At 75.3% G+C, this 23664-nt stretch carries 20 protein-coding genes; 18 read left to right on the forward strand and 2 right to left on the reverse strand.

Translation table 11 applies throughout. The annotated features are described in order from the left end of the window. Positions 1–157 precede the first annotated feature (157 nt). Positions 158–829 carry a hypothetical protein gene (locus ACI796_RS14880; protein WP_456942004.1) on the reverse strand — a complete coding sequence of 224 codons (672 nt, stop codon included), beginning with the start codon at positions 827–829 and terminating at the stop codon, positions 158–160. 137 nt (positions 830–966) lie between these two features. On the opposite strand from ACI796_RS14880, the gene ACI796_RS14885 reads away from it, so the two are divergent. The 11 genes from ACI796_RS14885 (at position 967) to ACI796_RS14935 (ending at position 15903) form a co-directional block, all read left to right on the forward strand. Continuing rightward, a complete protein-coding gene (locus ACI796_RS14885; RefSeq protein WP_456942005.1) occupies positions 967–2451 on the forward strand; it encodes a S8 family serine peptidase in 1485 nt (494 codons plus the stop codon). Positions 2452–2615: 164 nt separating this feature from the next. Next, a complete protein-coding gene (locus ACI796_RS14890) occupies positions 2616–4397 on the forward strand; it encodes an N-acetylglutaminylglutamine amidotransferase (RefSeq protein WP_456942006.1) in 1782 nt (593 codons plus the stop codon). Between the two features lie 11 nt (positions 4398–4408). Then, positions 4409–6166: an N-acetylglutaminylglutamine synthetase gene (gene ngg / locus ACI796_RS14895; protein ID WP_456942007.1), complete on the forward strand. Its 1758-nt coding sequence runs from the start codon at positions 4409–4411 to the stop codon at positions 6164–6166. After that, positions 6163–6546 carry a fluoride efflux transporter CrcB gene (gene crcB, locus ACI796_RS14900; RefSeq protein ID WP_456942008.1) on the forward strand — a complete coding sequence of 128 codons (384 nt, stop codon included), beginning with the start codon at positions 6163–6165 and terminating at the stop codon, positions 6544–6546. Before ngg ends, crcB begins: the two co-directional genes overlap by 4 nt. Beyond that, positions 6543–6893 (forward strand): fluoride efflux transporter FluC, encoded by a 351-nt coding sequence (locus ACI796_RS14905; RefSeq protein ID WP_456942009.1) that lies wholly within the window; start codon positions 6543–6545, stop codon positions 6891–6893. The genes crcB and ACI796_RS14905 overlap by 4 nt, the downstream gene beginning before the upstream one ends. Positions 6894–6967: 74 nt before the next feature. After that, complete coding sequence (locus ACI796_RS14910; RefSeq protein ID WP_456942010.1) at positions 6968–8359, forward strand: alpha,alpha-trehalose-phosphate synthase (UDP-forming); 1392 nt, start codon at positions 6968–6970, stop codon at positions 8357–8359. Continuing rightward, complete coding sequence (otsB, locus tag ACI796_RS14915; RefSeq protein ID WP_456942011.1) at positions 8356–9096, forward strand: trehalose-phosphatase; 741 nt, start codon at positions 8356–8358, stop codon at positions 9094–9096. The genes ACI796_RS14910 and otsB overlap by 4 nt, the downstream gene beginning before the upstream one ends. Positions 9097–9403: 307 nt before the next feature. Further along, a complete protein-coding gene (locus ACI796_RS14920; RefSeq protein WP_456942012.1) occupies positions 9404–10996 on the forward strand; it encodes a methyl-accepting chemotaxis protein in 1593 nt (530 codons plus the stop codon). Between the two features lie 401 nt (positions 10997–11397). After that, positions 11398–12999 (forward strand): methyl-accepting chemotaxis protein, encoded by a 1602-nt coding sequence (locus ACI796_RS14925; protein WP_456942013.1) that lies wholly within the window; start codon positions 11398–11400, stop codon positions 12997–12999. Positions 13000–13148: 149 nt separating this feature from the next. Then, a complete protein-coding gene (locus ACI796_RS14930; protein WP_456942014.1) occupies positions 13149–15449 on the forward strand; it encodes a chemotaxis protein CheA in 2301 nt (766 codons plus the stop codon). A gap of 1 nt (position 15450) precedes the next feature. Continuing rightward, complete coding sequence (locus ACI796_RS14935; RefSeq protein ID WP_456942015.1) at positions 15451–15903, forward strand: chemotaxis protein CheW; 453 nt, start codon at positions 15451–15453, stop codon at positions 15901–15903. Between the two features lie 15 nt (positions 15904–15918). Here ACI796_RS14935 and ACI796_RS14940 read toward each other — a convergent pair whose 3' ends face one another. Further along, complete coding sequence (locus ACI796_RS14940) at positions 15919–18246, reverse strand: SpoIIE family protein phosphatase (protein WP_456942016.1); 2328 nt, start codon at positions 18244–18246, stop codon at positions 15919–15921. A gap of 257 nt (positions 18247–18503) precedes the next feature. Here ACI796_RS14940 and ACI796_RS14945 point away from each other — a divergent pair, with 257 nt between their 5' ends. The 7 genes from ACI796_RS14945 to ACI796_RS14975 all read left to right on the forward strand — a co-directional run bounded on the left by ACI796_RS14945 (position 18504) and on the right by ACI796_RS14975 (position 23596). Continuing rightward, entirely contained in the window at positions 18504–19397 is an 894-nt protein-coding gene (locus ACI796_RS14945) for a hypothetical protein (RefSeq protein WP_456942017.1), read from the forward strand. Between the two features lie 427 nt (positions 19398–19824). Continuing rightward, positions 19825–20946, forward strand: coding sequence for a protein-glutamate methylesterase/protein-glutamine glutaminase (locus ACI796_RS14950; protein WP_456942018.1), 1122 nt, complete (start codon positions 19825–19827; stop codon positions 20944–20946). Beyond that, positions 20943–21767: a CheR family methyltransferase gene (locus ACI796_RS14955; protein WP_456942019.1), complete on the forward strand. Its 825-nt coding sequence runs from the start codon at positions 20943–20945 to the stop codon at positions 21765–21767. Before ACI796_RS14950 ends, ACI796_RS14955 begins: the two co-directional genes overlap by 4 nt. A gap of 2 nt (positions 21768–21769) precedes the next feature. Next, a complete protein-coding gene (locus ACI796_RS14960; RefSeq protein ID WP_456942020.1) occupies positions 21770–22153 on the forward strand; it encodes a response regulator in 384 nt (127 codons plus the stop codon). A 74-nt stretch (positions 22154–22227) separates the two neighbouring features. Further along, a complete protein-coding gene (locus ACI796_RS14965) occupies positions 22228–22746 on the forward strand; it encodes a chemotaxis protein CheX (RefSeq protein ID WP_456942021.1) in 519 nt (172 codons plus the stop codon). Then, entirely contained in the window at positions 22743–23105 is a 363-nt protein-coding gene (locus tag ACI796_RS14970) for a response regulator (RefSeq protein WP_456942022.1), read from the forward strand. The genes ACI796_RS14965 and ACI796_RS14970 overlap by 4 nt, the downstream gene beginning before the upstream one ends. Then, a complete protein-coding gene (locus ACI796_RS14975; RefSeq protein WP_456942023.1) occupies positions 23102–23596 on the forward strand; it encodes a hypothetical protein in 495 nt (164 codons plus the stop codon). The genes ACI796_RS14970 and ACI796_RS14975 overlap by 4 nt, the downstream gene beginning before the upstream one ends. Positions 23597–23664: the final 68 nt, after the last annotated feature.

Consider the following 23664-nt stretch of genomic DNA (forward strand, 5'->3'; position numbering starts at 1 on the left):
CCCCCCCCCCCCCCCCCCCCCCCCCCCCCCCCCCCCCCCCCCCCCCCCCCCCCCCCCCCCCCCCCCCCCCACCCCACCCCCCCCCCCCCCCCCCCCCCCCCCCCCCCCCCCCCCCCCCCCCCCCCCCCCCCCCCCCCCCCCCCCCCCCCCCCCCCGGCTACGCCCAGCGGGCGAGGGCGGTGCTGGTCCCCGGGTCGACCACGGTGAACCCCGCGTCGACCACCTCGACGTCGGCGTGCGGGCGCAGCGCCCGCCACCGCGCGACGCCGGGGTGCTCGACCACCACGGCGAAGCCGGCGGCCGCCCAGGCGGCGAACCGCCCGTCGGGCATGCGCACCGCCGACAACTGCGCCGCGTGACCGCAGGCCGCCGCCGCCTTGCCCAGCGGCAGGAACGGCTCCGGGCAGACCGAGACGACGAGCGGGCCGCCCGGCACCGGGTCGACCACCGGCCGGGCGCCGGGGTCGTCGAGCTCGCTGCCGGTCAGCTGCAGCTTCGCGACCTCCGGGGGGATGGCGTCGGTCGGACCCGGCACCAGCGCGCGGACCTCGGCCCCGGCCACCGCGGCGGTCACCCCCGGGAGCCCCGCGACCCGCTCCCACGCGACCCCCCGCGCCCGCCGGCAGTGCTTGCGGATCGCCCCGTCGGTCCACCGGCGGACCAGCGGCTCCCACTCCCCACCGGGCAGCGCCCGGTCGTCGGCGAGCAGCCGCACGACCGCCACCGCCGCGGCCTCGCAGACCGCCGTCCGGCCCGGCGGCCCGACCCGCTCCACGCGCGCCACCAGCTGCATCGCCCAGGGGGCCTCGCCCGGCGGGTCGTCGTACACGCCCCCACCCTGACGGACGGGCGCGGCTCCCCCGGTACCCGGAACCCGGCGACACGCCCGGCCGCCGCCGCGGCGTGACCGGCGTCGCAGCGGCTCGTTCGGGCAGGGCACACGTCAGCCCTCAACGAGGAGAGCCCATGACCCGGTCCACCCGTCGCGTGCTCGGAGGAGGGAGCCTGGCCGCGCTGCTCGCGGGCGCCCTGCTGGCCTCCCCCGCCCAGGCGGCTCCCGAGCCGCTCGCGCCCGTCCAGGACTTCCTGGCCGACCAGCTGGCCGACCAGCTGGCCGGCCTGGCCGCCGCCGTCCCGACCACCGTCCTGGTGCACGGGGAGGACGCGCAGGCCGCCCGGGACGCCGTCGCCGCCACCGGGATGCGGACCGTCACCGAGTTCGAGCGGATCGGCGTCGTCGTCGCCCGCGGCACCGCCGCCCAGGTGCAGGCCGCGCGCGGCGAGCCCGGCGTCACCTACCTCGAGGGCAACACCCCGATCGAGTTCGCGCAGGAGACCTCCAACACCGCGACCGGCGGCGCGCGGGCCGTGCAGACGCTCACCGGACCCGACGGCTCCCCGCTCGACGGCAGCAGCGTCTCGGTCGCCGTCATCGACTCCGGCGTCGACCCGACCCACCCCTACCTGCGCGACCCCGACGGCGGCAGCGCCGTGGTGGCCAACCTCAAGAGCCTGTGCCTGCTGGAGACCACGACGACGCCGGACTGCGTCGTCCGGGTGCCGACCGTGGTCGACACCGACACGCTGGCGGTCGGCGGCCACGGCACGCACGTCAGCGGGATCGTGGCCGGCCGGCCGACGACGCTCTCCGACGGCGGCCGGCTGCAGGGCGCGGCCCCCGGCGCGAGCCTGGTCTCCGTCTCCACCGGCGCGGTGCTGCTGATCGTCGGCGCCGACGCGGCGCTGAACTGGGTCCTGGAGAACCACGAGCAGCCGTGCGGGGCCGGCGTCCCCGCCGACGTCTGCCCGCCGATCAAGGTCACCAACAACTCCTACGGCCCCTCCGGCGGCGGCGAGTTCGACCCGGAGAGCGCCACCGTGAAGCTGCAGCGCGCCCTGGCGGAGGAGGGGGTGGTCACCGTGTGGGCGGCCGGCAACGACGGCGGCGACGGCTCGACGTCGCTCACCAACCCGCCCGGCCAGGACCCGACCGGCGGGATCATCAGCGTCGCGTCCTACTCCGACCAGGACACCGGCACCCGCGACGGCACGGTCAGCGAGTTCTCCTCGCGCGGCGCCGCGGCCGACCCCTCCACCTGGCCGGACGTCTCCGCGCCGGGCGAGGCCATCACGTCGTCGTGCCGGCTGTACCTGCCGATCTGCGCCACCGGCCTCGACCCGCGCAACGGCCCCGGCCTGCTCGACCTCGGCACCTTCAACACGATCAGCGGGACCTCGATGGCCGCACCGCACGTCGCGGGCATCGTCGCCCAGCTGTTCGAGGCCGACCCGACGGCGACCCCGGCCGAGGTCGAGGAGGCGATCACCGCGACGGCGTACCGCTACGCCGACGGCGCCGCCTACACCCCCGTCGGCGGCCGGACGACGTCGTTCGACAAGGGCACCGGCCTGGTCGACGTCCCCGCCGCGGTGGCCGCCCTGCTCGCCTGAGGAAGGACCCCCTCGCCCCCCACCCCTCGCACGCCCGGGGCGGGCCCCCGCGAGGGGGCCACCGGCACACGGCCCGGTTCCACGTGGAACCGGGCCGTGTGACGTGTCTGTGAACTCCGCCGACCACGTCGCGGTGATCGACGGGCTGGGGTTGGATCGAACCCATGTGCGGCCTCTCCGGCGAGATCAGGTTCGACGGCTCCCTGGCCGACACCACCGCGGTGGCGCGGATGGTCGAGGCGCTGGTCCCCCGCGGGCCGGACGGCCAGGGTCAGTGGAGCGCCGGCCGGGTGGCGTTCGGCCACCGCCGGCTGTCGGTCATCGACCTCTCCCCCAGCGGCTCCCAGCCGATGGTGGACAGCGAGCTGGGCCTCGAGGCGGTCTTCAACGGCTGCATCTACGACTACAAGGAGCTGCGCGCCGAGCTCGAGGGCCACGGCTACCGCTTCTTCTCCACCAGCGACACCGAGGTCCTGCTCAAGGGCTACCACCACTGGGGCCTGGACTTCGTCGACCACCTGCACGGCATGTTCGTCGTGGTCATCCACGAGCGGGACACCGGCCGCGTCGTCATGGCCCGCGACCGGCTGGGCATCAAGCCGCTGTACCTCGCCGAGACGCCGGGCCGGCTGCGGTTCGCCTCCTCCCTGCCGGCCCTGCTGCGCGCCGGCGACGTCGACACCTCCATCGACCCGGTCGCGCTGCACCACTACCTGACCTGGCACGCCGTCGTCCCGGCGCCGCGCACCCTGCTCAACGGGGTGCGCAAGCTGCCGCCGGCCACCGTCCGCGTCGTCGAGGCCGACGGCACCAGCCGCGAGCACCGCTACTGGGAGCCCACCTACGAGCGGCGCCCCGAGCACTCCGGCTGGTCGAACCGCGACTGGGAGGACGCGATCGAGGAGGCGCTGCGGGTCGCCGTCCGCCGCCGCCTGGTCTCCGACATCCCGGTCGGCGTGCTGCTGTCCGGCGGGCTGGACTCCAGCCTGATCGTCGGCCTGCTCGCGCAGGAGGGGCAGAGCGGCCTGGCCACCTACTCGATCGGCTTCGAGACCGTCGGCGGGCACGCGGGCGACGAGTTCCGCTACTCCGACGTCATCGCCGAGCGGTTCGGGACCAACCACCACCGCATCCGGGTGTCCTCCGACGAGCTCGCCGCCGCGCTCGGCCACGCCATCGGCGCGATGGCCGAGCCGATGGTCAGCCACGACGTCGTCGCCTTCGACCTGCTGTCCGAGCGGGTCAGCCAGTCGATCCGGGTGGTGCAGTCCGGGCAGGGCGCCGACGAGGTCTTCGCCGGCTACCACTGGTACCCGCCGCTGGCCGACGTCGGCCGCGAGGAGGCCGTCGAGCGCTACGCGAAGGCGTTCTTCGACCGCGGCGCGGAGGACGTGCGCGCGCTGGTCGGCGAGCGGTACGCCCTCGACGGCGACCCCAGCCTGGAGTTCGTCCGCGACCACATGTCCCGCGCCGGCGCGCAGACCGCCGTCGACGCCGCCCTGCGGCTGGACAGCGAGGTCATGCTCGTCGACGACCCGGTCAAGCGGGTGGACAACATGTCCATGGCGTGGGGCCTGGAGGCCCGGGTGCCCTTCCTCGACCACGACCTGGTGGAGCTCGCGGCCCAGTGCCCGCCCGAGCTCAAGCTCGCCGACGGCGGCAAGGGCGTGCTCAAGGCGATCGGCCGCCGGATCATCCCGCCGGAGGTCATCGACCGGCCCAAGGGCTACTTCCCGGTGCCGGCGATCACCCACCTCGAGGGCAAGGTGCTCGGCCTGGTGAAGGACGCGCTGTCCAGTGAGGCGGCGCGGGAGCGGGCGCTGTTCCGCCCGGAGTACGTGTCCCGGCTGCTCCAGGACCCCAACGGGGAGCTCACGCCGCTGCGCGGCAACAAGCTCTGGCAGCTGGGGCTGCTGGAGCTGTGGCTGCAGAACCACGGGGTCTGAGGAGGCGCACCGTGGCACCCCGGCTCGCCGGGCACCGCCGCCGCTCCGCGGTGGCCGGCCCCCCCGACCTCACCGGACGCAACTGGACGAGGCCCTCCGAGCACCAGCTCGAGGGCATGGCCACCGACGTCGTGCTGGACCTGGCGTGGGGGCGCCTGGTCTTCGGTCAGACCTTCACCGAGATGCGCGACATCCTCGCCGCGCTGCGCGCCGAGGAGAGCGGGCAGCGTGACATCTGCATCTACGCGCGCGACCCGCACGTCCTCGTCGGCCTCGCGCCCGACGAGCTGTTCATCGACCCCAGCTACACCTACCGGCTGGACCTCTACCGCTACCGGCCCCGGCCCGAGCTCATCCGCGGCGTCTTCGTCCGCACCGTGACCTCGCTGGAGGACATGGTGGCGATCAACGAGATCTACGCCCGCAACGGCATGGTCACCGGCGACCCGGAGACCATGTGGGCCAACCACCGGACCCGCGCCTTCACCTACCTCGTCGCCGAGGACACCCGGACCCACCGGGTCGTCGGCACGGTCACCGGCGTCGACCACGTGCTGGCCTTCGGCGACCCGGAGGGCGGCACCAGCCTGTGGTGCCTCGCCGTCGACGGGCAGAGCGCGCCGCCCGGCACCGGCGAGGCGCTGGTGCGGGTGCTGGCCGAGCGGTACGTCGGCCGCGGCCGCTCCTACGTCGACCTCTCGGTCATGCACGACAACAAGGGCGCGATCGCGCTCTACCGCAAGCTCGGCTTCGTCCGCGCGCCCGCGGTGTGCGTCAAGCGGAAGAACCCGATCAACACGCCGCTGTTCGCCGCCCGCCCACCGGGGCTGGTGGAGCTGAACCCCTACGCGCGGATCATCGCCGACGAGGCGCTGCGGCGCGGGATCCGCGTGCAGGTGACCGACGCCGAGTTCGGCGAGATGCAGCTGTCCCTCGGCGGCCGCCGGGTGCTGACCCGCGAGTCGCTGTCGGAGTTCACCACCGCCGTCGCGATGAGCCGCTGCGACGACAAGCGGGTCACCCGTCGCATCGTCGAGGCCGCCGGGGTGCGCGTGCCCCGCGGCGTGACCGTGCCCGGCGACGACCTCGGCCCCGCCCGCGAGCTGCTGGCCGACCGCGGGGAGCTGGTGGTCAAGCCCGCCCGCGGCGAGCAGGGCAAGGGCATCACCGTGGGCGTGACGAGCGAGGAGGAGCTCGGCCGGGCCGTCGACGCCGCGCGGCTGTTCTGCCCGGACGTGCTGGTCGAGGAGCTGGTCGACGGCGAGGACGTGCGCGTCGTCGTCATCGACCACGAGGTCGTCGCCGCGGCGGTGCGCAAGCCCGCGGAGGTCGTCGGCGACGGCCGCAGCACCGTGGCCCAGCTGGTGCGCGAGACCAGCCGGCGGCGGGAGCGGGCCACCGGCGGGGAGTCGCGGATCCCGCTCGACGACGTCACCACCGAGGTCGTCCGGGCGGCCGGGTACGCGATGGACGACGTCCTGGCCAACGGGCAGCGGCTACGCGTGCGGCGGACGGCGAACCTGCACACCGGCGGCACCATCGAGGACGTCACCGCCCGGCTGCACCCGGCGATCGCGCAGGCGGCGGTGCGGGCCAGCCGGGCGATCGGCATCCCGGTGACCGGCGTCGACTTCCTCGTGCCCGACGTCGAGGGCCCCGACGCGGTGTTCGTCGAGGCCAACGAACGCCCGGGACTGGCCAACCACGAGCCGCAGCCGACCGCGGCCCGCTTCGTCGACCTGCTGTTCCCCGAGACCCGCCGCCGGTGAGAGCGCCGGCGGCGTACTCCCTGGCGGCGGTCGGCGGGGCGCTGGGGGCGCTGGCGCGGTGGGGCGTCGCCGAGGCGCTCCCCTCCCCCGCCGCCGGGTGGCCCTGGGCGACGCTGCTGGTCAACCTCACCGGCTGCCTGCTGATGGGCGTCCTCCTCGGCCTGCTCACCACGGGGCCGGAGCCGCCGTGGGTGCGGCCCCTCCTCGCCGTCGGCGTGCTCGGCGGCTACACGACCTACTCCGCGTTCGCCGTCGAGGTCGCCCTGCTGACCGACGCCGGCCGGGTCCTGCTCGCCGCGGCCTACGTGCTCGCCTCGGTCCTCGGTGGGGTGCTCGCCACGGCCGCGGGCCTGGTCGCGGTGCGGCGGCGGACGCCGTGACGCCACTGCTGGTCGCGGCCGGCGCGCTGGCCGGCGCGCCGCTGCGGCTGCTGGCCGTGCGCCTCGCGGGGCGGGCGGGCCGGGACCCCGCGGTCGGCACGCTGGCGGTCAACGTCGCGGGCTCGGCCGTGCTCGGCGTGCTGCTGGGCCTCGGCGACGCGTCCGCGGCGGTGGTCGCGTTGGTCGGCACGGGCTTCTGCGGGACGCTGACCACCTTCTCCAGCTTCGGCGCCGACGTCGTCCGGCTGGTCGAGGAGCGCGCCGTCGGCCGGGCGGCCGGGTACCTCGCGGCCACGCTGGTGCTCGGCCTCGCGGCCGCGGCCGCCGGGTACCTGCTGGTGCGCTGACCGGCCCTGCGGGTGACGCGGCCGCGGCGTCTCAGTAGGGTCGACGGCGTATGGCCAGGACAGGCGCGGGAGACGTGGGGGCGGACAGTCCCGTCGTCGTGGTGGCCAACCGGCTGCCCGTCGACCAGGTGACCGACCCCGACGGGACGACGCGCTGGCAGCGCAGCCCCGGCGGCCTGGTGACCGCGCTCGAGCCCTTCGTCGCCGGCCGCGGCGGCGCGTGGGTGGGCTGGTCCGGCTCGGCCGGCGAGGCGCCCGAGCCCTTCGAGTCCGGCGGGATGTCGCTGATCCCCGTCGAGCTCTCGGAGGAGGAGGTCGACCGCTACTACGAGGGCATGTCCAACGCCTCGCTGTGGCCGCTGTACCACGACGTGGTCGAGAAGCCGGAGTACCACCGCACCTGGTGGGACACCTACGTGCAGGTCAACAAGCGCTTCGCCGAGCGGACCGCGGAGGTGGCCGCCGAGGACGCGATCGTCTGGGTGCACGACTACCAGCTGCAGCTGGTGCCCGCGATGCTGCGGCAGCGCCGGCCCGACCTCACGATCGGCTTCTTCCTGCACATCCCGTTCCCGCCCTACGAGCTGTTCACCCAGCTGCCGTGGCGGTCGGCGATCGTCGAGGGGCTGCTGGGCGCGGACCTGGTCGGCTTCCAGCGGCCGAGCGCCGCGGTCAACTTCGTCCAGCTGGCCCGCCGGCTGCACGAGCTGCCCACCCGCGGCGCGACGGTCGAGTACGACGGGCGCACGGTGACCGCACGGGCGTTCCCGATCTCCATCGACGTCGCCGCCTTCGACGAGCTGGCCTCCTCGCCGGAGGTGGTCAAGCGGGCCGCGGAGATCCGCGCGGAGCTCGGCGAGCCGGACAAGATCATCCTGGGTGTCGACCGGCTGGACTACACCAAGGGCATCAGCGTCCGGCTCAACGCCTTCCAGGAGCTGCTCGAGGACGGCGCGGTCGAGGCGCCCGGGACGGTCATGGTCCAGGTGGCGACGCCCAGCCGCGAGCGGGTCGAGCACTACGTGCACATGCGGGAGACCATCGAGCAGCAGGTCGGTCACATCAACGGCGTCTTCGGCTCCATCGGCGGCCCGGCGGTGCACTACTTCAACCAGTCGATGCCCCGCGAGGAGCTCGCCGCCCTCTACCGCGCCGCCGACGTCATGCTCGTGACGCCCTACCGCGACGGCATGAACCTGGTGGCCAAGGAGTACGTGGCCGCCCGCGGCGACCTCGGCGGCACGCTCGTCCTGTCCGAGTTCGCCGGCGCCGCCGCCGAGCTCAAGCAGGCGTTCCTGGTCAACCCGCACGACATCGCCGGGGTGAAGAACCAGCTGCTGCGCGCGCTGCGCATCGAGCCCGCCGAGGGCGCCCGCCGGATGCGCGCCATGCGCCGGTACCTGGCCAAGCACGACCTCGACCACTGGGCGTCGTCCTTCTTCGACGCCCTGCGCGCCCAGGCGTGAGCGTCCCGGACGGCACGGCGGCCGCGCTGGCGGCGGTCGCCGCCCGCCGTCCCCTGCTGGTCGCCTCCGACTACGACGGCGTGCTGGCCCCGCTGGTCGGCGACCCGAGCGCGGCGGTCCCCTCCCCCGGCACCGCCGAGGCCCTCGCCCGGATCGCCGCCGCCGACGGCGTGACCGTGGCGCTGGTCAGCGGCCGCGGGCTCGAGGACCTGCGCACGGTCAGCGGCCTCACCGGCCCCTACCGCTGGGTGGGCAGCCACGGCGCCGAGTACGACGGCCCGCTCACCGGCGAGCTGGCCGGCCGCCGGGACGCCCTCGCCGGGCAGCTCGCGCCGCTGGTGGCCGCCGTCCCCGGTGCGCGGCTGGAGGTCAAGCCCGCCAGCGTCGCCGTCCACGTCCGGCAGGTGACCGACCCGGCCGCGGCCACCGCGCTGCTCGCGTCCGCTGATGCGGTCGCGGATCCGTCACTGACGAAGAAGCCGGGCAAGGCGGTGCTCGAGCTCGTCCTCGTGGATGCCGACAAGGGCAGCGCCGTGCGCCGGCTGCGCACCGAGCTCGGCGCCGCCGCGGTCGTCTACCTCGGGGACGACCGCACCGACGAGGACGTCTTCCGCTCCCTCGGCCCGGACGACCTCGGGATCAAGGTCGGCAAGGGTGAGACGGCCGCGACCCGGCGCGTGGCCGACCCGGCCGCCGCCCTCGCCGTCCTCCGGCTGCTCGGCGACCTGCTCGCCTGACCCCCGCCGCGGCGCGTCGCGCCCCGGCCGGGGACGACCGCCGCCCGGCCGAGCGGTCACCGCCCGCGACGGGTCGACACGGCGCCCCTCCCCCGGCTCCGCCCTGCGCGGACGCCCGCGGGCGCGGCCGGTCACCGCCGGGCGCCGTCGACTCGGCGACGGCGCGGCGGGCGGTCACCGCCTCCTCCGCAACGATCCGTCCCGGGGTGTTTCCCGTTCCGGGGCGCGGGCAGCGGCCGCCGCCACCATTCCTGCTGCACGCCCGTCACACCCGTCGCAGCGTGCACAGGAAGCCCAGGAGGCTCTCGTGAACGCCGCACCCCGCCCGCGCGCCGGCTGGTTCGCCGACCGCCCGCTGTCCGTCAAGTTCGGCGCGCTGGTCGCCGTCGGCACGCTGTCGCTCGGAGGGCTGCTCGGCGCGACGGTGCTCGGCAACGCCGCCGTCCGCGACGCCGAGCACCGCTCGGCCGCGCTGCACGAGGCGCGGCAGCTGGTGCTCCAGCTCGACACCCGGGCCAGCGAGCTCAAGGTGGACGGGTTCAAGGCGATCGTCCGCGAGGACCCGGCCGAGCAGCTGGCCGAGCTCGCCGACGATGTCGCCACCCCGCGGGAGCTGCTCGCCGAGCTCGGCGGGATCGAGCTGACCGGCGACAGCGCCACCGCGGTCGCCGCGCTGGAGGACACCTACGGCGAGTACACCGACGCGATCACCGCCTTCGTGGACGGCGCCGTGGCCGACCAGGCCGGCGCGCGCGTGCGGTGGGAGGACATCCAGGCCGCCAACGACCTCACCGACGCCGCCGTCGGCACCGCGAAGGACACGCTGGAGACCGAGGCGGGAGCCGCCCAGGAGGAACTGCAGGACACCGTCACCCGCTTCGAGACGGTCTCGTTCGTCGTCGCCGGGCTGGGCTTCCTGCTGCTGGTCCTGCTCAGCTGGCTGACCGCCCGCTCGGTGATCCGGCCGGTGCGCACGGTGCAGGCCTCCCTCGAGGCGCTGGCGGAGGGCGACCTGACCCGCACCACCGGCATCCGGTCCCGCGACGAGGTCGGCCGGATGGCCGACGCGCTCGACCGCGCCCAGGAGAACCTGCGCGAGGTGCTCGACGCCGTCGCCGCCTCGGCGGACGCGGTCGCGGCTTCCAGCGAGCAGCTGTCGGCGTCCTCGGCGCAGATCTCCGCCTCGGCCGGCGAGACGTCCGCGCAGTCCGGCGTGGTCGCGGCGGCCGCGGAGGAGGTGTCGCGGTCGGTGCAGACGGTCGCCGCGGGCGCGGAGCAGATGGGGGCGTCGATCCGGGAGATCGCGACCAACGCCGCCGAGGCGTCGGCGGTGGCCGCGCGGGCGGTGACCGCGGCGGAGACCACCACGGCGACCGTGGCCAAGCTGGGCGAGTCCTCGGCCGAGATCGGCAACGTCGTCAAGGTGATCACCTCGATCGCGGAGCAGACCAACCTGCTGGCGCTCAACGCCACGATCGAGGCCGCCCGGGCCGGCGAGGCGGGCAAGGGCTTCGCGGTCGTCGCCAACGAGGTCAAGGAGCTGGCCCAGGAGACGGCCAAGGCGACCGAGGACATCGCCCGCCGGGTGCAGGCCATCCAGGGCGACACCACCGCCGCGGTGGCGGCCATCGGCGAGATCAGCCGGATCGTCGCGCAGATCTCCGACCGGCAGACCACCATCGCCTCCGCGGTGGAGGAGCAGACCGCCACCACCAACGAGATGTCGCGCTCGGTGTCCGAGGCCGCGCAGGGCTCCGGTCAGATCGCCGACAACATCTCCGGGGTGTCGACCGCGGCCGACTCCACCACCCAGGCGCTGACCCAGACCCGCACCGCCGTGGACGAGCTGTCCCGGATGGCCACCGAGCTCCGGACGAGCGTCGGCCGCTTCACGCACTGACCTGGGTGATCCGGCCGCCGGGAATGGTCGTCCGTCCCGGTGGCCGGTGATCACGGTCCTCCCCGGGAGCCATTTCCGCGACAATGGCTCCGGGCGCGCTCGTCCACCCCCGCCCCGAGCGGCAGAAATGGCCATTCCTGCCGCTCCGAGGGCCGGCCACCTCGGCGGATGCCCTTGTCGACATGGGCATGTGCGCCGGTCGGCGGGTACGCGCTGCTTGTCGACTTGGTGCCGGGAATGGTCCCGGCGTTGCCTCTGGCCACGCATTACGGCCGTGCTCGGATCGTTACCGACACGCCATTTCCGGACGACCCCAGTTCCTTTTCCGATCCGTCACTCTCCTACCCCGAGAGCGCCCGCTTCACCACCCCGGCCACCCCGAGAAACCAGGAGCAGTCCCCATGAGCACGCAACGCGCCGGCCGCACCGGCGGCTGGTTCGCCGACCGCCCCGTCGGCGTCAAGATCGGCGCCGCCGTCGCCGTCCTCGCGCTGGTCGCCGTCGCGATGACCGTCCTCGCCGTCAACCGGCTGTCGGCGGTCCAGGACGCGGCCGCCCGGATCAACGACAACGTCGTCCGGCTGTCCGACCTGGCGAACATCCAGCGCTCCTGGCAGGGCGACCGGTCGCGGTACAACACGTACCCCATCGCGGACGCGCAGCAGCGCGCCGCCCTGCGGGCCGACCTGACCGAGCGCCGCGAGACCATCGACGGCCAGCTCGACGCCTACGCCGAGGTGACGGTCAACAAGGAGGCCTTCGAGGAGTTCCGCGGCACCGTCGAGGACTACTACACGATCGCCGACACCCAGCTGCTGCCCGCGGCCGACGCCGGGAACCTCGCCGCGGCGGCCGCCGTCATCACCGGCCCGCTGCAGGACCGCTCCGACGTCCTCATGGACCAGTACAACGCCATGCAGGAGCGCCGGGTCGGCGCCGGCCAGGCCGACACCGACGACGCCGTGGGCATCGTCTCCTCGGCCACCACCACCCTCTGGGTCTCCCTGGCCCTGGGCACGCTGGTCGCCGGCGGGCTGACCGTGCTCGTCGTCCGGCGGCTCGTGGGCACCGTCCGCTCGGTGCAGCACTCGGTCGAGGCCCTGGCCGCCGGCGACCTCACCGTCACCCCCGAGGTGCGCGGTCGGGACGAGCTCGGCCGGATGGCCGCCGCCCTCGGCGAGGCCCAGGAGAGCCTGCGCTCGGTGATGGCCTCCGTGGCCGCCTCGGCCGACGCCGTGGCCGCCTCCAGCGAGGAGCTGTCGGCGTCCTCGGCGCAGATCTCGGCCTCGGCGGAGGAGACCTCGGCCCAGTCCGGCGTGGTCGCCGGCGCGGCCGAGGAGGTCAGCCGGAACGTGCAGACCGTCGCGGCCGGCGCGGAGCAGATGGGCGCCTCCATCCGGGAGATCGCCACCAACGCCGCCGAGGCCAGCGCCGTCGCAGCCCGGGCGGTGACGGCCGCGGAGACGACGACGGCGACGGTGGCGAAGCTGGGCGAGTCCTCGGCCGAGATCGGCAACGTGGTCAAGGTGATCACCTCGATCGCCGAGCAGACCAACCTGCTGGCGCTCAACGCCACCATCGAGGCCGCCCGGGCCGGCGAGGCGGGCAAGGGCTTCGCGGTCGTCGCCAACGAGGTCAAGGAGCTGGCCCAGGAGACGGCCAAGGCGACCGAGGACATCGCCCGCCGGGTGCAGGCCATCCAGGGCGACACCACCGCCGCGGTGGCGGCCATCGGCGAGATCAGCCAGATCGTCGCCCAGATCTCCGACCGGCAGACCACCATCGCCTCCGCGGTGGAGGAGCAGACCGCCACCACCAACGAGATGTCGCGCTCGGTGTCCGAGGCCGCGCAGGGCTCCGGTCAGATCGCCGACAACATCTCCGGGGTGTCGACCGCGGCCGACTCCACCACCCAGGCGCTGACCCAGACCCGCACCGCCGTCGACGAGCTGTCCCGGATGGCCACCGACCTGCGCACCAGCGTCGCCCGCTTCACCTACTGAACCGCACTCCCGCGGCCGGCCCCCGGGGCCGGCCGCGGGAGGCGCCCGAGCACCCCGCGGCCGCCCGGGGCTCACCTTGAGTCCGACGGCGGGCCGCCGAAGACCATCCGGGGACGGATCCGTTCCCGTACGCGAGAGAGAAGGCAACGGTGGACGGTCTGGACGACATCGTCGAGGAGTTCCTCGTCGAGAGCCACGAGAACCTCGACCAGCTCGACACGGACCTGGTCGCCCTCGAGCAGGAGCCCGACTCGCGCGAGCGGCTCTCGAGCATCTTCCGCACCATCCACACGATCAAGGGCACCAGCGGCTTCCTCGCCTTCAGCCGGCTCGAGGAGGTCACCCACGTCGGGGAGAACATGCTCTCCCGGCTGCGGGACGGCGTCCTCGCCCTGACTCCCGAGCGCACCAGCGTGCTGCTGCGGATGGTCGACACCGTGCGCTCGCTGCTCGCCTCCATCGAGGCCACCGGCGGCGAGGGCGGCGTGGACGTCTCCGCCGTCGTCGCCGAGATCAGCGCCGCCATGGAGGACCCCCCCGCGTCTGCCGAGGCGCCGGCCGAGGTCGCCGCCGAGGTCGTCGCGGCCGCCGAGGCCGTGGTCGAGGCCGCCGCCGGGACGGCGCCCGAGCCCGAGCCCGCTCCCCTGCTCGACGAGGTGCACGACGAGCACCCCGATGAGGCGCACGACGACCACGCCGACGGCGGCCTGCCGGCCGGCGCCGCCCGCCCCGAGGGTCAGGCCGCGCAGCAGCGCCGCGCCGTCGCCGACTCGACCATCCGCGTCGACGTCGACCTGCTCGACTCCCTGATGCTGCTGGTCGGCGAGCTGGTGCTGACCCGCAACCAGATCGTCCAGTACGTGGGCCGCTCCACCGACACCGACCTGGTGCGCGCCTCGCAGCGGCTCAACCTCATCGCCAGCGAGCTGCAGGAGGGCGTCATGAAGACGCGCATGCAGCCGATCGACCACATCTGGTCCAAGCTGCCGCGCGTCGTCCGCGACCTCGGCATCCAGTGCGGCAAGAACGTCCGCCTGGAGATGGAGGGCCGGGACACCGAGCTGGACAAGACGCTGCTCGAGGCGGTCAAGGACCCGCTGACCCACCTGGTCCGCAACTCCGTCGACCACGGCATCGAGGCCCCCGACCGCCGCCGTGCCGCGGGCAAGCCCGCCGAGGGCGTGCTCACCCTGCGCGCGAGGCACGAGAGCGGGCAGGTCGTCGTCGAGGTCGCCGACGACGGCGCCGGCATCGACCCGGGCAGGATCGGCGCCAAGGCGCTCGAGCGGGGGCTGGTCTCCGCCGACCAGCTCAACCGGATGGGCCCGCAGGACGTCCTGCAGCTGATCTTCCTGCCCGGGTTCTCCACGGCGGCCGCGGTCACCAACGTCTCCGGCCGCGGCGTCGGCATGGACGTCGTCAAGACCAACATCGAGGCCATCGGCGGCACGATCGAGGTCGAGTCCGAGCCCGGCCGCGGCACCGTCTGCCGGCTGCGCATCCCGCTGACCCTGGCGATCGTCCCCGCGCTCACCGTCGAGTGCGCCGGCGACCGCTACGCCATCCCGCAGATCAGCCTGCAGGAGCTGGTCAGCCTCGACGCCGAGAAGGCCGCCAACGCCGTCGAGGAGGTCGGCGGCGCGCCGGTCTACCGGCTGCGCGGCGAGCTGCTCCCCCTCGTGCGGCTCACCGACGTCCTCGGCCTGGCCTCCGACCGCCACGACGGCCACGTCGTCATCGCGGTGCTGCGGTCGGAGGGCCGGCGCTTCGGCCTCGTCGTCGACCGGGTGATCAACACCGAGGAGATCGTCGTCAAGGCCGTCGGCGGCCAGCTCAAGGCGATCGGCCTCTACTCCGGCGCGACCGTCCTCGGCGACGGCGCCGTGGCGCTCATCCTCGACGTCCAGGCCCTGGCCCGCCGCGCGCTGCGCACCGAGAGCGGCGAGCGGCAGGAGGCCCGCGAGGCCGCCGCGGCCGGCACCGGTGGCGGCGAGACCGAGCGCCAGCGGATGCTGCTGGCCGCGATCGGCGAGGGCCGCCGCGTGGCGATCCCGCTGGACACCGTCACCCGCCTGGAGCAGGTGCGGGCCGAGGCCGTCGAGCGGGTCGGCAACCGGGAGGTCGTGCAGTACCGCGGCGCGATCCTGCCGATCGTCCGGCTCGACCGGCACCTGGGCGCCTACGGCACCGCCGAGCGCGAGGTGCTCGAGGTCATCGTCTACAGCGACCACGGCCGCAGCGTCGCGATCGTCGTCGAGGAGATCCTCGACATCGTCGACGGCGGAGCGGCCGTCCGCAGCGACATCGACGACCTGGGCCTGCTCGGCTCCGCCGTCCTCGGCGACAAGGTGACCGAGCTGCTCGACGTCCGCGCCGCCATCCTCGCGGCCGACCCGGCCTTCTACACGACCCCCGACCACTCCCCTGCGTCCGCTCTGCTGGAGGTCTGACGTGACGACCGCGACCGAGACCACCACCCGCGCCACCAGCGGGCAGCTGGCCACCTTCCGGCTCGACGGCGACCTGTACGGCGTCGAGGTCGAGCACGTGCAGGAGGTGCTGCGCAGCCAGAAGCTGACCCGGGTGCCGCTGGCGCCGCCGGCCGTCGCCGGGCTGATCAACCTGCGCGGTCAGGTGGTCACCGCCATCGAGCTGCGCGAGCGGCTGGGCCGCCCGCCGCGGCCGGCCGGCACCGACGCCGTCGTCATCGTGGTGCGGCTGCACGGCGAGGCGGTGAGCCTGCTGGTCGACTCGATCGCCGACGTCGTCGACGTCGACGCCGCCGACTTCGAGGCCCCGCCGGACACCCTCGACGGGCAGGCCCGCGAGCTCATCCGCGGCGCCTACAAGCTCGACGGGAAGCTCCTGCTCGCCCTCGACGTGCAGAAGGCCGTCGGCGCCTGACCCCTTCGCGCCCCGTCACCGGGGGCGCAGGCGGGCGACGAGCAGGGCGGCGTCGTCGTCGGCCGGGCCGGCGCGGAACCGGTCGGTGGCGGCCAGGACGAGGTCGGCGAGGTCGTCGGCGGTGCGCGGAGGGACGGCGGCCGGCCGCGGGCCGGGCGGCCCGGCGAGGGCCGCGACGAGCCGTTCCTCGCCGAACAGGCCGTCGCGTCCCCGGGTCTCGGTGATGCCGTCGGTGTACATCACGAGGGCGTCGCCGGGCCCGAGGACGAGCTCCCGGGTCTCCGCGATCACCTCGGGGAGGACGCCGAGGAGCTGCCCCGCCGGGGCCAGCAGCGTGGCGCTCCCGTCGGCCCGCACCAGCACCGGGGGCTCGTGGCCGGCGCGGGCGAGCTGCACGGCTGCGGTGCCGTCGGGGTGCGGGGTGATCCGGGCGCAGGCGGCGGTGAGGAACCGGTCCGGGGCGGTCTCCGCGAGCAGGGCCTCGTTGAGCCGCACCAGCGCGGCCGCCGGGGGCAGGTCCCGCGCGATGGCCCGCAGGGTGTGCCGGGCCAGCCCGGTGGTGCTCGCGGCGTCGATCCCGCGCCCGCAGACGTCGCCGATCGCGAGCACGAACGCGCCGCCGTCGAGCGGGACGACGTCGTAGAAGTCGCCGCCGACCTCGACCGACTCCTCCGCCGTGGCGTAGCGGGTGGCCAGCTCCACGCCGGGGACCTCGGGCAGGCGGGCCGGCAGGAGGCCGTCCTGCAGGCGGCGGGCGATCCGGGTCTGCCGGCCGTAGAGGTGGGCGTTGTCCAGCGCGACCGCCACGCGTGAGGCGAGGTCGCCGACGAGCTCCTGCTGGTCGGTGAGCGGCCTGCCGCCGGCGGAGGCGCCGACCAGCGACAGCACGCCGGTGCTCCGGCCGCGGACCACCAACGGGGTGAGCAGGCCCGGGCCGGGGCCGAGGAGCCGGGCGAACCGGGCCACCTCGGGCGGGCCGCCGTCCTCGGTCAGGTAGGGCAGCGCGTCCTCCACCACGAGGGGCCGCTGGGTGCGGAAGACCCGCGCGGCCGCGCTGTGTCCGTCGACGCGCAGCGGCCGCGCCGCCAGCAGCTCCTGCGCGGCCGCGTGGACCCGGGGGTCGGCGTGCACCGAACAGCGGGGCACCAGCTGTCCCGGCCGGCCGGCGAGCAGCACGACCAGCCAGTCGGCGTGGTCGGGCACCAGCAGGGCGGCCAGCTCGTCGAGCACGGCCGACTCGTCGAGGGAGCGGCTGAGCGCGTAGCCGGCCCGGGCCAGCAGGTCCAGCCGCTGCTGCGCCGTCTCGGCGCGCCGCCGGGCGTCCTGCTCGGCCCGGTAGAGGCGGGCGCGGTCCATCGCGGTGGCGCACTGGTCGGCCAGCGCGGTGAGCAGCTCCACGTCCTCGTCGGCGAAGGTGCGGGGGTCGTCCCAGCCGAACGCCACGATCCCGGCCGGCCGGCCGTGACTGCACAGCGCCAGGTTGGCCCAGGCCTGCTGTCGCACCCCCGAGCCCGCCATGTCGGGGTACCGCCGGTCGCGCTCGGCGGTGCTGGCCACCAGCACCGGGCCGTCCCCCCGGAGGACGTCGCGCACCAGCGGCGGGAGGGGGGCCGGGATCACCTGGCCCGGTCGGGCCACCTCGGGCGGCAGGCCGCTCACGGCGAGGACGGACAGCCCGGTGCCCGGCTCGTACTCGTTGAGGGTGGCGGCGCTGGCCCCCAGGATCCCGGGCGCGAGGTCCACCATCGTGGCGGCCACGTCGCGCACCGTGGTCGCGCGCGCCAGGGCCGACGTCAGCCGGTGCAGCCGCTCCTGCCGTTGCAGCGCGTGCCGCACCCGGGCCGCCGCCGTCCGTTCGGCCTCCAGCAGCCGGCGGCGCTCCTCCTGCCCCTCGTGCCGGCCGGTCTCGTCGGTGACGACCAGGCCCAGACCCTCGGGCGGCCCCGCCCCCGGTGTCGCCCGCACCGGGTAGTAGCTGACCCGCCAGTGGCGGCGGCGACCGGGCTGGCCCGGGGTCGGTCCGCTGTCCAGTTCCAGGTCGGTGATCGGCTCCCCGGTGGCCAGCACCCGGCGCAGCAGGGGCTCGACCTCCGGGGCCACGTCGGGGAGCACCTCGGCCACCGACCGGCCCAGGTGCTCGGCCACCGGCACGCCGTTGACGGCGGCCAGCGTCTGGTTGATCCGCACGTAGCGCAGCTCGGTGTCGAGCACCGCGTAGCCGACCGGGGCACCGGCGAGCAGCATGCCCACGGCGGCCTCGACGAGGTCCGAGCCGCCGGCGTCCGCCGAGCCGGCCCGCCCGTCCGGTCGCCGTCCTCCTGGAGTGGGGGCATCGGCCTGCATGGCGGGGCCAGTATGGGCACGGTGCCCGTCCCCGGGTAGGGCTCGCGCCGTCCCGGGACCCCGGGCCTCCGGCGGGTGCGCGCAGGCGGCGGGCGGTCACCCGGCGTGATCGTCACGTCGCTCGACAGCCCCCGACACGCGGCCGTTCCCCCGTGCCCCTCCGGCGATCGGGTGACGGCCGCGTGGCGTCACGGGGTGATCACCGCGAGCATGGGGCGGACCGCCTGCTCCACGGCGGTGCCGTCGGAGGGGGAGACGTGCCGTACTCGCTGGTCAGTGCCGCGACGCTCGGGTTCGACCTGGTGCGGCTGCCCGCCGGCCGCGCCGTCGCCGGCGTGCTGCTCACCGGGCTCACCGCCGGCCCCGCCGAGCTCACCGCGCTGGCCGCCGGCGCCCGCTCCCGTGGCGCCGACCACGACCAGCGCACCGTCCTCGCCGTGCGCGCCCGCCGCGCCCGCGAGCTCGCCGCCGCGGTGCCCCAGCTGCGGACGGTGTCGCCGGAGCCGGGGGAGGACCGCGCCGCCGTCCTGGTCGCCCAGCTCGAGCGCGGCACCATCGGCAACGCCGCGGCGCTGGAGCGGCTGCTGCGCGAGGACGTCCTCGGCCCCGAGCACGGCGCCTTCGCCCAGGCCGACGACGACGTCCGCGAGCAGGCCGCCGAGGTCCTCGCCGACGCCGCGGTGGGGGAGTGGGCCGCCGACGTGCTGCCGCGCCTGGTGCGCCGCGAGCTGGTGGCGCCCTTCGACGCCGTCGTCCCGGACGCCGCCACCCGTGGCGCCGACGCCGACCTCGGCCCCGCCACGCCCGAGCTGCACTCGCTGCTGGCCACGTTCGCCGGCCTGGACGCCCGCGGCCGTGAGCGCTGGCGGGCCGCCGTCGACGAGGGCCGGGCCACCCAGCGCCCGTGGGCGGCCGCCATGCACGAGGCCGCGTGGGCTGCGCACGTCTCCGGCCGCACCCGGACCCTCGCCGCCGCCCAGCTGCTCGCCGTCCGCGCGTTCGCCGACGGCGGCCTCGACGCCCACGACGGCGCCACGGGCTCGTGGAACGCCCTCGCCGGCGTCGTCCAGGCGCTCACGATGGGCGACCTGCTCGACTCGAGCGCCCTGGGCGTGCTGCTCGCGCCCTGGCACCGCGCCGCCGGCCGCTGACCTCACGCGGGCGCCCGCCCGCGTCCGCCACGGGTGCCTCCCCGTCGATCATCGGGTCGTTGCCGCCGACACGCGCGGGCGCGCCGGGACGAGCGGCAACGAGACGCATCCCGGGCCTCCGACGTGCACGCATCCGGTGATCGGCCCGCGTCACCGCAGGTCAGTGCGGTGTACCTCCGGGGGGTCACCGCGCGAGCGGGTCGACATGTACCCGCGGTCCCCGTGGTCACCGCATCCCCCGTAACGGTTGCGCCGGACCGGTCAACACCACGGGTGGGGCGGCCGACAACTCCTGGGACAGGCGATGCGGGTGGTGCGCCCGAGGACGTTCCGGAACAGCACCGGGACTGACCTTGAGGCCCCCCGCCGCGCTGCCGAGACCCCGACGACGGCCCCGCCGGCCGTCGCCGCCGGAGCAGGAGGACGTGTGGACCCGATCCGCGTGCTGGTGGTCGACGACTCGGTCGTCGTCCGCAAGATCGTGACCGACGTGCTGTCCTCCGACCCGGCCATCGAGGTCGTCGGCACGGCGGTCAACGGCAAGCTCGCGCTGGCCAAGCTCGACACGCTCGAGCCCGACCTGGTCACGATGGACATCGAGATGCCGGAGATGAACGGCATCGAGGCGGTCCGCGCCGTCCGCGCGCGCCGCAACCGCGTCCCGATCGTCATGTTCAGCACGCTCACCGAGCGCGGCGCCTCGGCGACCCTGGACGCCCTGTCCGCCGGCGCCAACGACTACGTGACCAAGCCGGCCAACGTCGGCAGCGTCGCGCAGTCGATGGAGAGCGTCCGCGAGCAGCTCATCCCGAAGATCAAGGCCCTCACCGGGCGCCCGGTCGGCCTCGGCGCGCCCCGCGCCGCCGCCGCGCCGGTCGCCGCCCGCCCCCCGGCCCCGCGCAGCACGCCGCACAAGGCCCCCGCGGTGCTGGTCATCGGCTCCTCCACCGGCGGCCCCGAGGCGCTGGCCCGGGTCCTCCCCGCGCTGCCGGCCACCCTCCCGGTGCCGGTCCTGCTCGTGCAGCACATGCCGCCGGTCTTCACCCGCCAGTTCGCCCAGCGGCTGGACCGCCTCTCCGCGCTGCGCGTCGTCGAGGCCTCCGACGGCTCGCCGCTGCTGCCGGGCACCGTCCACCTGGCCCCCGGCGACCACCACCTCACCGTGCGCGGCACCGGCCGCGGCGCGACGACGGTGCTGTCGCAGGGCCCGCCGGAGAACTTCTGCCGCCCCGCCGTCGACCCGTTGTTCCGCTCGGCGGTGACCGCCTACGACGGCGCCGTCCTCGCCGTGGTGCTGACCGGCATGGGCTCCGACGGCCGCAGCGGGGCGAGCGCCGTCCGCGACGCCGGCGGCACCGTCGTCGTCCAGGACCAGGCCACCTCGGTCGTGTGGGGCATGCCCGGCGCCGTCGCCTCCGCCGGCCTCGCCGACGAGGTCCTCCCGCTCGACCGCGTCGCCGAGGCGATCACCCGCCACCTCGGCCGCGCCGCCCCCGGCATCCCGCCGCAGCCCGCCCCCCTGATCCACGCGACGGGAGCACCACGATGACCCTCACCGCGACCCGCTTCGACTGGGTGCGCCAGCTGGTGCACCGGGAGAGCGCGATCGTCCTCGCGCCGGGCAAGGAGTACCTCGTCGAGGCCCGGCTGCTGCCCCTGGCCCGCAAGATGGGCATGACCGACGTCGACGCGTTCGTCGACTCGGTCCGCAGCCGCCCGCGGCCGGACGACACCCGCTCGATCGTCGAGGCGCTGACCACCAACGAGACCTCGTGGTTCCGCGACGGCGACCCGTTCACCGCGCTCACCTCGACCGTGCTGCCCTCGTTGCTGTCCGCCCGCGGCCCCGCCGAGCGGCTGCAGATCTGGTCGGCGGCCTGCTCCAGCGGTCAGGAGCCCTACACGGTGGCGATGCTGCTCGAGGACGCGCTGCCCAACGCCTCGACGCGGGTCTCGATCACCGCCACGGACATCTCCCGCGAGATGGTCGAGCGCACCCGGGCGGGCCGGTTCAGCCAGCTCGAGGTCAACCGCGGCCTGCCCGCGCCGATGCTGGTCCGCCACTTCCAGCGGGCCGGCAGCGAGTGGGAGGTCGCCCCGGGCCTCCGCCGCATGGTCACCGCCCGCGAGTGCAACCTGGCCGCCCCGCTGCCGCGGATGGGCCCGTTCGACGTCGTCTACCTGCGCAACGTCCTCATCTACTTCGACCTGCCCACCAAGCAGGCGATCCTCCGCCGGGTGCGGGAGCTCATGCGCCCCGACGGCTGGCTGTTCCTCGGTGCCGCCGAGACCACCCTCGGCGTCGACGACTCCTGGAGCCGCGTCGTGCTCGGCCGCAGCTCCGCCTACCGCCCGCTGAAGGGGGCCTGACCGTGCGCGCTCTGGTGATCGACGACTCCCGCGCCATGCGGCGCATCGTGACCGGCATCCTCGAGGGGATCGGCTACGAGACCCGGCAGGCCGGCCACGGCCAGGAGGCACTCGACGTCCTCCACGAGGGCTGGGTGCCCGACCTGTGCACGATCGACTGGAACATGCCGGTGATGGACGGCCTGCAGTTCGTCAACGCCGTCCGCGCCAACCCGGCCTGGCGCGCGGTGACGCTGGTGATGGTCACCTCCGAGAGCGAGCACGGCCAGATCGTGCGCGCCCTGGCCGCCGGCGCCCACGAGTACGTCATCAAGCCGTTCACCGCCGACGCCATCCGCGACAAGCTCGCGCTGCTCGGCCTGCTCCCGCAGGAGGTCCCGCTGTGACCGAGCTCGCGAGGTCACCAAGGAACACAGCACCCCTGGGCGCGAGCCCGACGAGCGCCAGCGAGGAGAGGCTCGTGACCCGTCCGGACACCGGGCTGCGCCGCCGCGCGTCCGACCGACCGCCCGCCGTGGCCGACCTGGTCGACGAGGCCACGGTCCAGCAGATCACCGAGCAGGCGTGGCTCGCGCTCGTCGGCGAGGACGAGGTGCTCGTCCCGCTGCCGGCGCCGCTGCCCGCGGACACGCTGAGCGCCTGGGTCGAGGTCGTCGGGCCGTGGACCGGCGCCGTCGTGCTCACCTGCGGTCGCGGGACGGCGCTGGAGCTGACCCGGGCCCTGCTCCGCGAGCACGCCCCCGCGGTGCTCGAGGACGAGGACGTCGACGACGCGCTGGGCGAGCTCGCCAACGTCGTCGGCGGGAACGTCAAGGCCGTCCTCCCCGGCCCGTCGGTGCTCGGCCTGCCCGAGACCGGCACCACCCCGCCCGCCGGCCGCGAGGCCGACACCTGCCGCGTCGCCGTCCTGTGGCGCGGCGAGCCGCTGACCGTCTCCGTGCAGTCGCACGCCGAGGAAGAGAACGAGGTGCCCCTGTGAAGATCCTGGTCGCCGACGACAGCCGCGTCATGCGGCAGATCGTCATCCGCACCCTGCGGCAGGCCGGTTACGACGACCACGACATCGTCGAGGCCGAGGACGGCCGCGACGCCTACGACAAGGTGCGGAGCGAGAGCCCGGACCTGGTGCTGTCGGACTGGAACATGCCCAACATGACCGGCCTGGAGTGCCTGCAGGCGCTGCGCGGCTCGGGCTCCACCGTCCCGTTCGGCTTCGTCACCTCGGAGGGCTCGCCGGAGATGCGGGAGAAGGCCGCCGACGCCGGCGCGCTGTTCCTCATCGCCAAGCCGTTCACCGCGGACACCTTCACCGAGCACCTCGACGGGGTGCTCGCGTGACCGCGCCGCTGACCGTCGTCCTGCCCGACGCCAAGGCCGTCAAGGACATGCTGTCCGGCCTCGTCGGCAAGCCCGTCGCGGTGACGCCGGGCGCCCCGGTGACGCCGACCGAGAAGGACCCCGTCTCGGTGGCGGTCTACGTCAGCCCGACGATGGCCGTCAACGCGCTGTGCGTCATGGACCTGCCGCTGTCGGCCTGGACCGGCGGCGCGCTGGCGCTGCTGCCCCCCGGCGGCGTCCAGGACGTCGTCGAGGAGGACGGCGAGCTCACCGCGATGCTCACCGAGGCCCTGCACGAGGTCGTCAACGTCCTCTCGGCGCTGTTCAACGTGCCCGGTGCCCCGCACTCGAAGCTCTACCGGCTGTACGCGCCGGGCGACGACCTGCCGGGCGACGTCGCCGGCATGCTCGCCGCCTTCAACCGGCTCGACCTCGCCGTCGAGGTCCCCGGCTACGGCAAGGGCCGGCTGTCGCTGGTCGTCCCCTCCTGATCCACGGGCGCTCCCGGCCGCAACCCGGCCGGCGAGCCCCGCACCGACCGCCCCGGGGCGGCGCAGGG

The sequence above is a fragment of the Geodermatophilus sp. SYSU D00525 genome, assembly GCF_054050475.1.

What these genes read in the sequence shown, in the direction of transcription:
- ACI796_RS14940 (WP_456942016.1), bottom strand. Translation starts at nt 18,246, where the DNA reads ATGCAGGCCGATGCCCCCACTCCAGGAGGACGGCGACCGGACGGGCGG.
- ACI796_RS14890 (WP_456942006.1), top strand. Translation starts at nt 2,616, where the DNA reads ATGTGCGGCCTCTCCGGCGAGATCAGGTTCGACGGCTCCCTGGCCGAC.
- ACI796_RS14955 (WP_456942019.1), top strand. Translation starts at nt 20,943, where the DNA reads ATGACCCTCACCGCGACCCGCTTCGACTGGGTGCGCCAGCTGGTGCAC.
- ACI796_RS14885 (WP_456942005.1), top strand. Translation starts at nt 967, where the DNA reads ATGACCCGGTCCACCCGTCGCGTGCTCGGAGGAGGGAGCCTGGCCGCG.
- ACI796_RS14925 (WP_456942013.1), top strand. Translation starts at nt 11,398, where the DNA reads ATGAGCACGCAACGCGCCGGCCGCACCGGCGGCTGGTTCGCCGACCGC.